Raw genomic sequence first — 14790 nt, 5'->3', positions numbered from 1 at the left:
GCCGTTTGGGAGCCTCGCTGCGCTCGTCAGTGGCACGAATGGTGGCGTGGACAAACAAATATTCAGTGCCCCATAGCCCCATAAGGTCTGATCCGAGATGAGCAACGCACCCCACATCGACCTGCGCGGCGCGCTGTACGAAGCACCCACCACCGGCGACCAGCGCCGCACCGCGCTGATTGCCGGTGCAGTGAACCGGCTGGGTGAAGCACTGCTCAACCGCTTGCTGGTGGAATACCGCCAGGTGTGGGTGCTGACCAGCAAACCCATGGTAAGCAGCACCGCGCGCTGCGACGACGTATTGCTGCGCGCCGAACCGCTGGATCACGCCGAGCTGGCCGCCGCCGTGCTGCCGCAGGTGGACGATGTGTATTGCCACGTCGGCCCGCGCGGCCTGTCCAACCAGCGCGATGCCGGCCTGCATGCCGTTGCCGAGCACGACATCCTGCCACTGGCACAGGCTGCCGCGCGCGCCGGCAGCAAGCGCTTCTGCCTGGTGCAGCCCATTGCTGCCAGTGTGCAGATGCTGACCCACCTGCCGCTGGCCGGCAGCGAACTCGGCCGCCAGTTGGCCCTGCTGCCCTTCGAGCATGTCAGCCACATCTACCCCAGCGTTTACCACAGCGGGCCTGCACCCAAGGGCTGGCTCAACCGCTTCAAGGCCGCTTATCTAAGCCAGTTTGCCTACATGCTGCCCAAATCGGTATCGCCACTGACCAGCGAGCGCGTAGCCCAAGCCACCACGCTGCTGATGCAGCAGGCACAACCGGGGCATGCGAGTGTGGACATACGCGGGCTGCGGGCAGCTCTGGGGTTGGCCTAGGGCCTGTTAACACTTATTTCACGCTTGCGTTCGGGGTAGTTCGGGATGGAGCGCAAGGGGCGGAGCGCGCCGCGGTACGGGTACCGCAAGCGGTTTGCAACGCAGCGAACCGCCCGAAATACCCCGAACCCGCAGGGCTGGGCCGCAAAGAGGCCATCTACGGCGTTACGCGCCTTGGCAATAACCGGTTATTGCCTGCGTTGCGTGCCTTGTAGCTGACCTCTTTGCGGCCCAGCGCAAGCGCGAAATAAGTGTTAACAGGCCCTAGTCCCGCACGCACAGGCAGGCCCGGCATGCCCTTTCATGCCGGATCGGAATCGGCGGCCTCCTGCCCTACGCTGTTGCGGCCGACGGCTTTGGCGCGATAGAGCGCATCGTCCGCCCGCTTGAGCAAGCTGTTTTCGCTGTCGCCACTGCGGAACGATGCCACGCCGAAGGTGCTGGTTTTGCTGCCAATCACCGGGAAGGCATGTGCCGCCACACTGGCGCGCATGCGCTCAGCCAGCAGGCAGGCGCCCTCCAGACCGGTTTGCGGACACAGGATCAGAAACTCCTCGCCACCCCAGCGACCGACGACATCGTTGCCACGGGCTTCCCGGATCAGGATGGCAGCAAACTCCTGCAACACCGCATCGCCGGCCTGATGCCCCCAGGTATCGTTGACAGCCTTGAACATGTCGATATCGGCAATGATGACCGACAGCGCCCGCCCCCCTGCATGGGCCGCACCCAGCTCGCGGGCGAAGGTTTCCTCCAGCCCCAGCCGGTTGACGAGGCCGGTGAGCCTGTCGGTGACTGCGAGCCTGGCCAGCTTGCGGTGCGCATCGCTCAGTTCTGCGGTGCGCTGCGCGACTTCCTCGCTGAGTATCTCGTTGTGGCGCGCTTCGAACTCATGCGCGGTGTACAGCCGTTGATAAGCATCGTTGAGGGCGTCGGCCAGCACGGCCAGCTCGTCACGCGGGGTTTTCGGATTGCGCCGCAATACGAAAGGCTTGAATTGCCGCCCCGGCTCGAATGATTTGGCAAAGCCGGCCATCTGGGTCAGGTGACGAGTCACCATCCAGGCGGTCACCAGCAGGATGCAGATCGAAATCACCAGCGATTTCACCCCCTGCGTGGCCAGCACGATGGCAATCCGGTCCAGCGTACGGCCGTAGAGCGTCTGCAGATTGGGCGCAATATAAATCTTGCCCACCACCACGCCGTTGCGCTGCAGTACGAAATCATGAATGCCGCGCTCGTCGAGCCGGATCTCGCCCGTGGTCAGTTCGGCCGACTGGCTGGGGCCATAGCGCACCGTCGCACCGGCCACCCAGGGCGAGCGGCCGATGCCATCAAGCTGCACGCGCAGGCCTGCCACGTTGAAGTTCCAGGCGGCATCGGCCAGCCCCGGCAGCTGGTTCTGCTCGATATAGCGCATGCCCTGTTCCAGATCGGACAGGTCACGCCGGTAGTCGAAAAACAGCTGGATCGAGGTTGCCATCAGCGCGGCAACCGCGCTGATCGACAATATCCACAGCAGCATGCGGCGTGCCAGCCCGGTGGCAATGCCGCGCACCCAGAAAGCATAATATTCGCGGTATCGGCCCCATACCCGGCGCTGTCGCATGGCATCTTCCCGTTCAGCGGCGGAAGGGCGAGTTGCGGGCATACACATCCTCGAAGCGCTTGGCGGCTGCAGGATCAAGCAAGCGGGCCTCGGCATCCACCCAGATCGGGCGCTTGCCGGCCTTGGCGACGATTGCGTTGACGCGCTCCACCACCTTGCGCCCCCACGGCCCCTTGGTGCAACCGACATGGCCAACCACATACTCAGGCAAGCCAGCGATAGGCAGATAGGCAAACTGCACCGATTCAGGCAATTTCAGACGCTTGGCAAACCAGTGGACCTCATCCGGATAAGTAATGATGTAGTCCACCCAGCCACCGGCCAGTTGCCGGAACGGGCCGTCGTCGTCGGCACTGGTCTGGATCACGTGGCGCTGCCCTGCCCCCGCTTTCAGGGCATCAGCAACGACCGGGGGATAGCCGCGTTTTTCCTGATAGGTCATTCTCAGACTGCCGTCCTTGAGCAGCCGGGCCACGTCGATGCTGCCATCTGCATTGCGGTATGCAGCGAGGCGGGCCACCCGGTCACTGCGCACCACGATGTGATGCGGCAGCACGAATTCGACCGGATCGCTGAAATCGACATAGGCCTCGCGCTCCGGCGTCTTGAGCAGGCTGGGGTGGCAAACATGCTGCCCCTGCTTCATCAGCCCGAACACCCGCGACATGCTGGCAGCCTCTATGCTGTGCCGGTATTCAGGCGTGCGCTCGACAAAATAGCGCAGGAAGATGTCCGCGTACCCCGTGCCTTTTTCCGGCCCCTGGATGATGGTGACCGGTGGATAGTCCGGCATCAGCCAGGTAACGGTGCTGTCTTCGGCCCTTGAGGCAACGCTTGGCGCCAGCACACCCAAGGCCATTGCGACCGTGCCGAGCAGTCGAACCAGAGCGGCTCGAACGCCCGGAAGGCTGCTTGTATTCATTTTTTGTTTGTCCTGTTGCGAGAGGCAATGCAGTTCGCTTTGGCTGTGTTTTACGCCATCCAGCCTTCATTCGCAGCGCCCCTCATGCATGATAGGGGACAGACGCTGTTTTGTAGCCGTGGGGCAGCAATTGCGCACCGGGCTTGCACCGGCGGCCTGCGTTTTGACACTGCGGCCGCGCAGTTCGTTTGGCAACCCGACGGAGCCGGCGCCCCCCACCTGCAAGCTGAATGCGGCAGGACAGGACGCCGCCGTGCCAGTTGCCGAGCTTGGCACCCTGCCTCGTGGATAAGCGGCATCAAACCCGCCCATGTTTACGCCGGGTAGCGCTAGGGCCTGTTAACACTTATTTCGCGCTTGCGCTGGGCCGCAAAGAGGTCAGCTACAAGGCACGCAACGCAGGCAATAACCGGTTATTGCCAAGGCGCGTAACGCCGTAGATGGCCTCTTTGCGGCCCAGCCCTGCGGGTTCGGGGTATTTCGGGCGGTTCGCTGCGTTGCAAACCGCTTGCGGTACCCGTACCGCGGCACGCTCTGCGCCTTGCGCTCCATCCCGAACTACCCCGAACGCAAGCGTGAAATAAGTGTTAACAGGCCCTAGCTACGCGCACCGGCATCACCAATGGTTTTGCGAATCCATTATTTGAATTCAATCGGGCTTCGGATATCAGGCACTTCCCCACTGCAAGACATCGGCGGGAGCCTGGTGCGCCGACAGGAAAACAGCATCACGTGCCAACATCAAACCAGGCATGGCAGCCTGCCCGAATGAAAAGTGCAGGCTATATTGTCAACAGAACGTGGAGACGGGGTTTTACAGTGCAAAAGATGCTGGCCACACTCTGCTTGCTGTTGGGCGCGCAGTCTGCACTTTGCGGCGACTTTACCGTTGGGGTAGAAGCAATCAATTTTTACCCGCTTTATGATGGCACGTCTGCGCAGTACCAAGGCTACGGCAGGGATGTGCTGGACAGCTTTGCCAGAAAGTACGGTCACCGTTTCCGTTATGTCGCCCTGCCGGTGGAACGCCTTTACCAGCGCTACTTCCACACTGCCAGCCTGGACTTCAAGTTTCCCGACAACCCCGCATGGCAAGAGCAACTGCGTGGCAACAGCGGCATTGCCTATAGCGGTCCGGTTTACCGCGCCACCGAAGGTTTGTTTGTGCTCCCCACCAACAGCAGGAAGTCGCTGCGTGAGCTTGGGTCGATCTCGACAATGCGAGGCTTTGGCGCCTGGCCCTATCACACGGACATTGCCAACGGCGTGATCACCATACAGTTTGCCGATACGCTGGACAGCTTGCTCGCGCTGGTCAGATCAGGCCGGGCCGGTGGCGTGTTCTATGAAGAAAGCGCCATTAACTGGCAGCAGCGCCAAGCGGGCCTCGCCACAGATCAATCCCTCGTTCTGCATGAGCAACTGCCTCACTATCACCCCGAGCTTTTCCTGTCGACGCGCACACATCCGGAGGTCATCGCGCAATTCGATCAATTCCTGCAGGAGGAGCGCCCGCTGCTGCAAAGCCTCAAGGCCAAGTACGGACTGTATGAAGCCCACACGCAACAGCATTGATTCTCACGCAGTACGAACCAGGCACCTGATCAGTCAGCACGCCTGACCCGGTTCCTTCCCGCATGCTTGGCGGCATACAGGGCGCGGTCGGCACGGGCCAGCAGCGCCTCAAAACCGGTGTCATGCTCGCCCAGCGTGGCAACACCTATGCTGGTTTTCTGATGGTGCAGTTGCGGGCCGGGCAGCGTGATGTCCAGCTCGCTCAGCCCGCTGCACAAGCGGCCAGCCAGCGCGTATGCGGCAGCCGCATCGGTATTGGGCAGCAGGATGGCAAACTCCTCGCCCCCCAGCCGGCCGATCAGGTCGGCCGTGCGCACGGTACGGCGGAAAAACCCGGCCACCGCCACCAGCACCGCATCACCACCGGCATGGCCGTAACGGTCATTCACGCGCTTGAAGTGATCCAGATCCAGCGCCAGCAAGGATAGCGGTTGCTGGTAGCGGCGTGCCTGCTCGACCTGGTGCAGCGCCTGCTCGATGAAATGGCGGCGGCTGCTGGTACTGGTCAGCGCATCGGTATTGGCCTGGCGGCGCAGCTCTTCCTTCAGTTGGTACAACTCGGTGATTTCGCTGGAGAACCCAATAAGCCGATCCGGGTAGCCCAGGTGATCGAGCGGCACCTTGATGCTCCAGTAATGCAGGGTGCGCCCGTCCGGCGCGGTGTAGCTCTCCTCACCCGCCTGCCGGGCGTGGGTTTCAAACGCCTTTCTGTCCATCTCCCAGAAATGGTCGGCCACCTCGGCCGGCAGCAGCTCGATATCGCGCTTGCCGGTGATTTCCTCTACCGGCCGGGCCAACAGACTGGCGCACTGGCTATTCACATACAAAAAGCGCCGGTCCAGCGACTTCATGTAGATATTGGCATCGGCATTGTTGAGCACGGTATCAAGCAGCTGCTTTTGCTCGGCCAGCGCCCGCTCCAGCGCCTTGCGCTCGGTAATGTCGGTGGAAATACCGCACATGCCGACGATCACGCCCTGTGCATTGCGCACAGGGGTCTTCACCGTCCAGTAAATTCGCGTATCACCCGTTTCGCGCACCACGTTGTGCTCTTCCCGCGTGATCGTCTGACCCGATTCCAGCACGAAGCGATCGTTGCGGCGCAGCTCATCAGACAAGTGCAGATCGAAGAAGGCCTCGTCGGTCTGGCCGACGATTTCTGCCAAGGTGCGGCCAAACAGCTGGCACACCAATGAATTGACGTAGGTGTAGCGCCCGTCAAGGTCCTTGGTATAGATATAAGCGCCGACGTTCTCCAGAATGGTGCGCAGACCGAGCACTTCGTCGAGCAGGGCTTGATCGGTCATGGCGGGCACCGGAAACGCGATAAACCCACCTTAGCACATGGCACGACGGCGGCCCGGCAGGCCGCCATGCACCTTATCTGAACTGCCGTTCCGCCAGTGCAAACGAGATGCTCATGCCCACGCCAGCGGTAATGGCGACAGCCGTCACACCCGGCGCCACCTCGCGGACCAGATAGTCGCCCTGCCCGCTGGCATATACACCCTGCCAGCGCTCCAGCACCGTCAGCGGCCGGTCCAGCAGGTCTTGCGCCAGCTGCAGCAAGCGCGCATCGACCTGCTCGCTGTGGAAAGGCGCCACCGAGCTACCATAGCGGTGCGAGTCACCAATCAGCAGCTCGCCATTCGTGCCGACCTGCTGCACGATCAAGTGGATGCCTTCGTCCAGCAGCCAGCCATCCTGTGCGCTGACTTCGGCACGCAGGGCAGCCACCGATGCCAGACCTTCGAAGGCCTCATAGCGCAGGGTGGACAGCCCGGTCATCAGCGCCGGGCCCAGCTGCAGGCCCGGATCGGCCACGCGCAGCATTTGCAACGCACAGCGCTGCAGGCCCGGCACGTCAAAGGCTTCAGGGTACAAGGTCTGGAAATCATGGCCGGCACAAACGAACACCCGCTCGGCCTGCCACAGCCCACGGCTGGTGCGCACACTGGGGAGGCTGATCTCATTGACCTGCGTACCGAACACGAACTCGACACCATGCACCTCGGCCAGCCAGCGCGCGATGGCCGGAATGGCAAGGCGCGATTCCAGCGCGATCTCCAGCGGGCTATAGAGGCCACCGCGCTGGTGTGTGGTCACACCATGCGTGCTGACCTCGACCGCGCTCAGCAAGCGGGTGCGGTACTCCTCTCCCATTGCGGACTGGAATTCCTCGATCACCGCCAGCTCTGCCGCGTTGCGGGCAACGGTGATGCTGCCCTGCGTCTTGTACCAGCACTTTGCCTCAGGCAGCACTTCCAGCCAGATGTCGCGGCTGCGCAGCGCCAGCTCACGCATGTCGCCGGGGCGCTGGCCCAGGGCCAGCCCCAGGCCAAAGTTGCGGATGGAGGCGCCGAACGCGGCGCTGTCACGCTCGAACACCACCACCTTGTGGCCGCGCCGCACGGCAGCCAGCGCATGCGCCAGCCCGACGATGCCGGCGCCGACAATGGCAACGTCGCAATACCTCATGGCCGCTCGCCGCGTGCGATGCGTGCCTCGATTTCGGCAATCACCGGCAGCAGATCGGCAATGGTATCGACCACGTAATGCGCGCCGGCCAGATAGAGCTTCTTTTGAGCCACCGCGCGCTTTCTGGCCTGCTCGGCCGGGCCGAGTGCGGCCCACTCTTCGGCAGTCAGGCCCACTTCATTGCCCGATGCCGACAACCCCACCGTCCACATGCCGGCGGCCAGGCCTTCGTCTATGCCTGGTACGGTGTCGTCCACCTTCACGCAGGCAGCCACGTCACTCACGCCCAGCTTGATGACGTTTTCCAGCGCCATCCAAGGGCCGGGGCGGCCACCCGGCGGCAGGTCGTCGGTAGCGACAATGCAATCGGGGCTGTAACCACGCTCGGCAGCAATCGGCGTCAGTGCCTGCATCACCACACCGGGGTAGCCGGTGCACGAACCGATCTTGATCCCCTTGGTACGCAACGCGGCAATACTGTCGAGCGCGCCGGCGATCAGGTGCGAGTATTCACCCACCTTGGCAATCTGCAGCGGCATGAAGGCCTCGTAGACCGCATCGACGTCGCCGTCGCTCATGGCGCGGCCATACTTGGCCTGCCAGCGCGCGCCGACTTGCGGCATATCGCCCAGCGCGCGGATGTGGTCCCACTTGGCCAGACCCATCGGGATGCGTGCTTCGGCCATGCTGATCTCGATGCCGAAGCCGGCCAGCGCATCGATCAACACCTGGGTAGGCGCAAACGAGCCGAAATCGACCACGGTGCCGGCCCAGTCGAAGATCACGGCCTGCACGGGGCCGGTGTAGCTGCGGGAATAGCGATAATTCATGACGGTCTCCTCGGTGTCGGTTCAGCGGGCCCAGCCCAGTTCGTTCAGTGCGTCGGCCACGGCGGCGACGGCTTGCTTGATTTCGGCAGCATCGATGGCGCCGATGCAGCCGACGCGGAAGGTCTCGACCTCGGTCAGTTTGCCGGGGTAAAGCACGAAGCCGCGCGCGCGCACTGCTTCATAAAAACGCTTGAATTCATAAGCCGGGTGCGCCGGTGCATGAAAGGTGACGATGATCGGCGCCTGCAGCTCTGGCTGCAGGAACAGCTTCAGCCCCAGTGCCTGCATGCCGGCGATCAGCGCCTGGCAGTTGGCGCTGTAGCGCGCCAGCCGTGCCGGCTGGCCGCCCTCTTCCAGATACTGGTCAATGGCCTCGCGGAACGCGGCCACCACATGGGTGGGCGGGGTAAAGCGCCACTGGCCGGTTTTCTGCATGTATTGATACTGGTCGTGCAGATCCATCGACAGCGAGTGGCTGTTGCCGGCACTTTGCAGCAGCGCGCTCCGGCGCACGATGACAAAGCCCATGCCCGGCACACCTTCCAGACACTTGTTGCTGGAGGCGATCAGCGCATCGAACGGCAGGGTGCGGGCATCAACATCCAGCGCGCCGAAGGCGCTCATCGCATCGATGATCAACTTGCGGCCGGCAGCGGCCACCACCTGCGCGATCTCGGCCAGCGGGTTGAGGATGCCGGTGCTGGTTTCGCAATGAATCACGCCCACGTGGGTAATGGCCGGGTCGGCCGCCAGGCGCGCAGCCACTTCGGCCGGCTGCGCGGGTACGTCATCAGCGGTTTCATACACGGCGACCTGGCGGCCGATCACCTCGGTCAGCCTGGCCATGCGCTTGCCATAGGCACCGTTCACCAGCACCAGCAGCTTGCCGTCACGCGGCACCAGATTGCCGATGGCGGCCTCGACCGCGAAGGTGCCCGAGCCCTGTAGCGGTACGCAAACGTGTTCGGCCTCGGCATGGGCAATGGCGAGCAGATCGGCGCAGACCGATGCAGTCAGCACGTTGAAGCGCGCATCCCACGAACCCCAGTCAGTCAGCATGGCGGTCTTGGTGCGCAGGCTGGTGGTCAACGGGCCAGGGGTCAACAGGATGGGTTCACGCATGGTTACTCCTTTCGGGCTTGGTCGCCCAATCATCTAGACGAATTTTTGCTTTCAAAAAAACCGGGGCGAACCCCGGCCGAGGAAGTGGTTCAATTCAGCGACGCCGCCACGCTTGTGTGCGGCGCTGCAACAGCCACGACAGCAGGCCAAACAGCAGGCACACCAGTGCCGAGGTACCGACAATGAGTGCTGCCATGCCGGCCGCAGCGGCGGTATCGCCGGCGTCATCCATATTCAGCACCGCCACCGAGGCCAGCACGGTGTCGGGCGTATAAAGGAAGATCACTGCCGATACCGTGGTCATGGCGGACACGAAGAAATAGCGGGCCACCTCCAGCACCGCCGGCAGGCACACCGGCAAGGTGACACGCCACGCGGTGGTCCAGAACGGCACCTTGAGCGATGCCGCGACGGCTTCAAACTCGCCATCCAGCTGCTTGAGCGCGGTCACCGCAGTCAGGTGGGCCGTGGTATAGAAGTGCGCCACCGAACACAGCACCAAGATGGCCAGCGTGCCGTAAACGACATGCAGCGGGTTGTGCGGATCGTTGAAGAAGAAGATGTAGCCCAGCCCCAGCACCAGCCCCGGCACGGCCATAGGCAACATGGCGAACAGGCGGATCAGCTGGCGGGCCAGCGGCGCAGCCTGCGTTTTCTCAGCCAGATAAGCGCCGGTGAACACCAGCACCGTGCCCGCCAGCGCGGTGATGCCGGCCAACTTGAGGCTGTTGCGGAAGGCCAGCCAGCCGCCGCCGTCCATATTGTCGAAATCGAAGTGCGCCAGCGTCGGGGCCAGATTGTACGGCCACAGCTTGATGAAGGCGGCGGCAATCGCGGTGCCTATGATGAGCAGCAGGCCGGCCGAGATGGCGCTGCAGGCCAGCATGCTCAGCCCATCCACCCAGCGCTGCGGTTGCGGCACCAAGGGCTGCGCGCGGGCGGTCAGCAGCGCGCGCTGGCGTTTTTGCAGCACGGCATCGACGATGAAGCTGAACACCGCGGGCAGCAGCAACAGCAAGCCAATCACTGCGCCCTTGGGGAAGTTCTGCTGGCCGATCACCTGCTTGTAGGCCTCGACCGCCAGCACGTTGTACTGGCCGCCGATTACTTTGGGCGCACCGAAATCAACGATCACCAAGGTGAACACCACCAGCGCGGCCGAAATCAGCCCGTAGCGCGCGGCCGGCAAGGTCACGGTGAAAAGGCGCCGCACCGGACCGGCGCCCAGCGCGCTCGCAGCCTCGTACAGTCGTGCATCGGCCACCGACAACGCGGTGATCAGGATCATCAGCGCATGCGGGAAGGTATAGAACACCTCGGCAATCACGATGCCCCAGAAACCGTAAATGCCGCCATCCGGGAACCAGCCCTTCAGCACGCCCTGATTGCCGAACAGGTAAACCAGCGCAATCCCCGGTAACAGCGACGGCGCCAGCAGCGGAATCAGCGCCAGGCCACGGAACAGCGGCTTGAGCGGCATGCAGGTACGGGTGAGCGCGGTGGCAAACACATAGGCCAGCGGCAAGACGATGATGGCCGACGTCACCGACACCGCCATGCTGTTGGCAACGGCATGCCAGAAATGCGCACCGCCAGCGATCTCGACGAACTGATCGATGCCGACGAAACCACCCTGCTGGTTGGTGACCGCCTTGCCAAGAATGGCCACCAGCGGCAAGGCCAGAAAGGCCAGCAGCAGCAGCGCGGCGCCCCAAGCCAGCACACCGGCCACGCGCTGGCTGCGCTCCACGGGTGGCTGTGCTGCAGCAAAGCCCGGCACGCCCAATGCCTGCAATACCGCGATCATGCCAGTGCCTTTGCGCCGAAGGCGGCGTCAGCCTTGGAGAAGGCGCGCAGTTTGTCGGCCGGCAAGGTCAGCGGCACACGGCGCTCGGGCGACAGGCGCATGCGCTGATAGGTGCTGCGGCTCACGTCCACGTTCAGGCGCAAATTGCCCCACAGCGGCACATTGATACCCAGGCGGTAGAAGCCGCCCAGCAGCTCGATCTTCTCGATATCGCCCAGCGCGGTATTGGCCTCGCCCATGGCGCCGCCCTCCCAGTGGGCATGCAGCTCGATGTCCTCGGGGCGGATGAACAAGGACAGCTCGCGCTGCCCCACCGCCAGCGCCGGCAGGGTTTGCAGCGCAATGCCAAGCTGGTTGACCTGCACACCGGCCTCGGCCGAGAACGTCGCATCAATCCAGTTGGACTGACCAACGAAATCGGCCACAAAGCGGCTGGCCGGCTGCGCATAGATTTCTTCCGGCGTGCCCACCTGCTCGATCACACCGTGGTTCATCACCACGATGCGGTCGGCCATGGTCAGCGCTTCTTCCTGATCGTGGGTGACCATGATGGTGGTCACACCCAGCTTTTGCTGCAGCGCCTTGATCTCGCGGCGCAGGTGTTCGCGCACGCGGGCATCGAGCGCCGACAGCGGCTCGTCCAGCAGCAGCAGGCCGGGCGAGGTGGCCAGCGCACGCGCGAGTGCCACGCGCTGTTGCTGGCCACCCGACAACTGCGCCGGGAACTTGGCGTCGATGCCGGCCAGGCCGATCAGGTCCAGCAGCTCATTCACGCGGCGCAGTTTGTCCTCGCGGCGGCCCTTCAGGCCATAGGCGATGTTGTCGGCCACATTCAGATTGGGGAACAGCGCATAGCTCTGAAATACGATGCCGTAATCACGCTCGCTGGGCGGCAAGCGGGTTACGTCGCGCTGGTTCAGCTGCAGGCTGCCGGCAGTCGGCACTTCCAGACCGGCAATGATGCGCAGCAGGGTGGTCTTGCCGCAGCCCGACGGGCCGAGCAGGCACAGGAACTCGCCCTTGCGCACGGTCAGGTCGATGCCGGACAGCGCCGAGAATTCGCCAAAACGCTTGGCAATGCCATCCACGCGCAGCAGCTCGGTTGCGGTGGTCGTGGAAACAGGGAAATCGGCTTTCATGCAGCAGCACTCGCTTGAACGGTCGGGCAGATGGATACGCTGCGGGCCAGCGCGAGGTAATGCGACAAAGACGGCGTGGGCAGGCCCACCACCTTGGCCTCGTCATCCCAGCGGCGCAGCGCCACGGCAGCATCGGCATGCGGGTTGGCGGCAAAGCGGCTTGTTTCCTCTGCACTCATCACTCCGCCCTGCAACTGCAGCGACAGCAGCGAAGCGGGCGACAGGCTGCTGGCATAGCCCGGCTCGGTCGCGCACAGGTAGCGTTTGGCCGACACATGCAGCGCAATCGGCGCCAGCACGTTGTTGCCGAACAGCTTGCTCAGCGCGGCCACGCCGGTCTGCTCGTGGCGATCATCAATGCCGCGCGCCAGCTCATCGTCGGCCTGACCGGTGACCAGATGGCCGACGTCGTGCAGCAGCGCAGCCGTCACCAGCGCAGCATCGGCGCCATCGCGCTCGGCGCACTGCGCGCTTTGCAGTGCGTGCTCAAGCTGGGAAACGGCTTCACCACCGTAGAGAGAGGCAGCGCTACCGATCAGCAGCGATTCGAGTTGCAGCCAGGTGAGGGGCATGTTCATGGTTCGAATACGGGAATGCCGGCAGTCTAGACATCCCGTGTTACGCGCTCATGACGTCTAGACGACTTGCGCATACATCGCACCAATCATCTATACCATCTCCAGGATCACAAGTGCAAAAAGCAAGCACAACCGCATTGCGGGCGCCTGTTTGCTACGCCTGGCGGCACAAAGCTGACGGCCGGCGCGTGGTGTTGAAGTTGGCTGCAGCTGTGCCACGCTGATAGCAGTGGCATTCGGTTTTTGCTGGCGCAACCCGCGCTTAAGCACACTCCGCAGAGGCCAAGGTATGCGCACGATCCGCATCCTCGCACCCTGCGTGCTCGGTCTGGGCTTGCTCAGCGGGTGCGCAACAGACTCGCAAACGCCTTACCAGCGCCCGGCGGTGGCCGTGCCTGCGCAATGGCAGAACGCGGCCCCGGATCGTCAACAGCTGCAAGGCACGCGCTGGTGGACGAAGTTTGGCGACCCGCAGCTCGATACACTGATCGACACCGTGCTGCGCAACAACGCCGATCTGGCCGTGGCCACCCTCAATCTGCGCCGCGCCCGGCTGCAAGCCGGCTTGCTCGATGCCGAGCTAGCGCCCAACTTCGGCGCCAGCGGCGATGCCAGCATCAGCAAGCCGCTCAACCCGCTGGGCGCCGGCTCGCAAAACTACAATGCCTCGCTCACCCCCAGCTACGAGCTTGATCTGTGGGGGCAACTGGCCAGCCAGCGCGACGAGAGCGCGTGGGAAGTCAACGCCACCGCGCAAGACAGATTGGCCGTGGCACTCAGCCTGATCGGCACCACGGCACAGCTGTATTGGCAGCTCGCCTATCTCGACCACCGGCTGGATCATGCGCAACAGGACGTGCGCGATGCAGAGCGCATCATCACCCTGCTGCCCGGCCGTGCCGACAGCGATGCCGGCCGGCTGGAAGCCGCCCAAGCCGCCCAAGCGCTGGCCGAGCGGCAGGCCGACCTCAGCAGCTGGCAGCAACAGCGTGCCGCCACGCAATACACGCTGGCATTGCTGGCCAACCAGCCGCCGCAAAGCACGCTGCCGGCACCACGCGCACTGGCCGAACAAAACGCACCCGATATCCCCGCCGGCATACCTGCCGAAGTGCTCTCGCGCCGGCCCGACCTGCAAGCGGCCGAATGGCGGCTGCGCGCCAGCCTGGCCCACGTCGACTCCACCCGCCTCAGTTTCTACCCCGCCTTTACGCTGACCGGCAAACTGGGCGGCAGCAGCAGCGCGCTGCTGGATGTGTTCAGCCACCCGATTGCGACTTTGGGCGCCACCGTCACGCTGCCTTTCCTGCACTCGCGCAGCAACAAACTGACCCTGCAAACCGTCCAGACCGATTACGACATCGCCGCCGTGCGCTTCCGCCACGCGCTCTATCAGGCACTGGCCGATACCGAAATCGCCCTCTCCGCCCGCCAGCACGATCTGGCGCGCGAACCGTTGCTACAGACCGCCCGCCAGCAAGCACAACTGGCCGAAACCGAAGCCGCACGGCGCTATCAGGCCGGCAGCGGCAGCCTCAAGGAATGGCTGGACCAACAATCTGCGCGCCACAATGCCGAAGGCGCCTGGGCAGAAAACCGCTACCGCCAGCTGAACGACAGCATGGCGGTGTATCGCAATATCGGTGGTGATCTGAGCACCGTGCCATCAACGACCGGCACAGATCAGACGCTGGCTGGCGGCCTTGAGTGACCGCAGCCTACGCGCAGACCAAAGTACCGGGCGGGCCTTAGGCCAACCCAGTACTTTGGATATTGCTCACCGTATGGCGTGCGATCTCAATGACGGGGTTTAGGGCCTGTTAACACTTATTTCGCGCTTGCGCTGGGCCGCAAAGAGGTCAGCTACAAGGCACGCAACGCAGGCAATAACCGGTTATTGCCAAGGC

At 63.6% G+C, this 14790-nt stretch carries 12 protein-coding genes; 3 read left to right on the top strand and 9 right to left on the bottom strand.

The genetic code is table 11. The features are described 5' to 3' along the window. Positions 1-97: 97 nt before the first annotated feature. Complete coding sequence (locus B9A19_RS11575; protein ID WP_084090962.1) at positions 98-823, top strand: Rossmann-fold NAD(P)-binding domain-containing protein; 726 nt, start codon at positions 98-100, stop codon at positions 821-823. A 301-nt stretch (positions 824-1124) separates the two neighbouring features. Here B9A19_RS11575 and B9A19_RS11570 read toward each other — a convergent pair whose 3' ends face one another. Together B9A19_RS11570 and B9A19_RS11565 are read right to left on the bottom strand one after the other, a co-directional pair. Then, positions 1125-2432 (bottom strand): sensor domain-containing diguanylate cyclase, encoded by a 1308-nt coding sequence (locus B9A19_RS11570; RefSeq protein ID WP_176216895.1) that lies wholly within the window; start codon positions 2430-2432, stop codon positions 1125-1127. A gap of 13 nt (positions 2433-2445) precedes the next feature. Continuing rightward, complete coding sequence (locus B9A19_RS11565) at positions 2446-3291, bottom strand: TIGR02285 family protein (protein WP_176216894.1); 846 nt, start codon at positions 3289-3291, stop codon at positions 2446-2448. A gap of 831 nt (positions 3292-4122) precedes the next feature. Here B9A19_RS11565 and B9A19_RS11560 point away from each other — a divergent pair. Further along, a complete protein-coding gene (locus tag B9A19_RS11560) occupies positions 4123-4929 on the top strand; it encodes a substrate-binding periplasmic protein (protein WP_139798791.1) in 807 nt (268 codons plus the stop codon). 29 nt (positions 4930-4958) lie between these two features. Here B9A19_RS11560 and B9A19_RS11555 read toward each other — a convergent pair whose 3' ends face one another. From B9A19_RS11555 to B9A19_RS11525, 7 genes are all read right to left on the bottom strand, one after another. Continuing rightward, on the bottom strand, positions 4959-6236 hold the full coding sequence (locus B9A19_RS11555) for a sensor domain-containing diguanylate cyclase (RefSeq protein ID WP_084090958.1): 1278 nt from the start codon (positions 6234-6236) through the stop codon (positions 4959-4961). Positions 6237-6309: 73 nt separating this feature from the next. Continuing rightward, positions 6310-7407, bottom strand: a complete 1098-nt coding sequence (locus tag B9A19_RS11550; protein WP_084090957.1) for a TIGR03364 family FAD-dependent oxidoreductase — start codon at positions 7405-7407, stop codon at positions 6310-6312. Then, positions 7404-8237, bottom strand: coding sequence for a phosphonoacetaldehyde hydrolase (gene phnX, locus B9A19_RS11545; RefSeq protein ID WP_084090956.1), 834 nt, complete (start codon positions 8235-8237; stop codon positions 7404-7406). The genes B9A19_RS11550 and phnX overlap by 4 nt, the downstream gene beginning before the upstream one ends. A 21-nt stretch (positions 8238-8258) precedes the next feature. After that, on the bottom strand, positions 8259-9359 hold the full coding sequence (locus tag B9A19_RS11540; RefSeq protein ID WP_084090955.1) for a 2-aminoethylphosphonate--pyruvate transaminase: 1101 nt from the start codon (positions 9357-9359) through the stop codon (positions 8259-8261). A gap of 94 nt (positions 9360-9453) precedes the next feature. Beyond that, the gene (locus B9A19_RS11535; RefSeq protein WP_084090954.1) at positions 9454-11166 is read right to left on the bottom strand and encodes a putative 2-aminoethylphosphonate ABC transporter permease subunit; all 1713 of its coding nucleotides are present in this window, start codon (positions 11164-11166) and stop codon (positions 9454-9456) included. Then, positions 11163-12305: a putative 2-aminoethylphosphonate ABC transporter ATP-binding protein gene (locus B9A19_RS11530; RefSeq protein WP_084090953.1), complete on the bottom strand. Its 1143-nt coding sequence runs from the start codon at positions 12303-12305 to the stop codon at positions 11163-11165. Before B9A19_RS11530 ends, B9A19_RS11535 begins: the two co-directional genes overlap by 4 nt. Beyond that, positions 12302-12877 carry a phosphonate degradation HD-domain oxygenase gene (locus B9A19_RS11525; protein ID WP_217807049.1) on the bottom strand — a complete coding sequence of 192 codons (576 nt, stop codon included), beginning with the start codon at positions 12875-12877 and terminating at the stop codon, positions 12302-12304. The genes B9A19_RS11530 and B9A19_RS11525 overlap by 4 nt, the downstream gene beginning before the upstream one ends. A 295-nt stretch (positions 12878-13172) precedes the next feature. On the opposite strand from B9A19_RS11525, the gene B9A19_RS11520 reads away from it, so the two are divergent. Next, positions 13173-14594: an efflux transporter outer membrane subunit gene (locus tag B9A19_RS11520; protein WP_084090951.1), complete on the top strand. Its 1422-nt coding sequence runs from the start codon at positions 13173-13175 to the stop codon at positions 14592-14594. Positions 14595-14790: the final 196 nt, after the last annotated feature.

The sequence above is a fragment of the Andreprevotia lacus DSM 23236 genome, from assembly GCF_900176275.1.
Classification (GTDB): domain Bacteria; phylum Pseudomonadota; class Gammaproteobacteria; order Burkholderiales; family Chitinibacteraceae; genus Andreprevotia; species Andreprevotia lacus.
The sequence above is the reverse complement of the archived record's forward strand: the minus strand, read 5'-3'. Positions and strand labels throughout refer to the sequence as shown.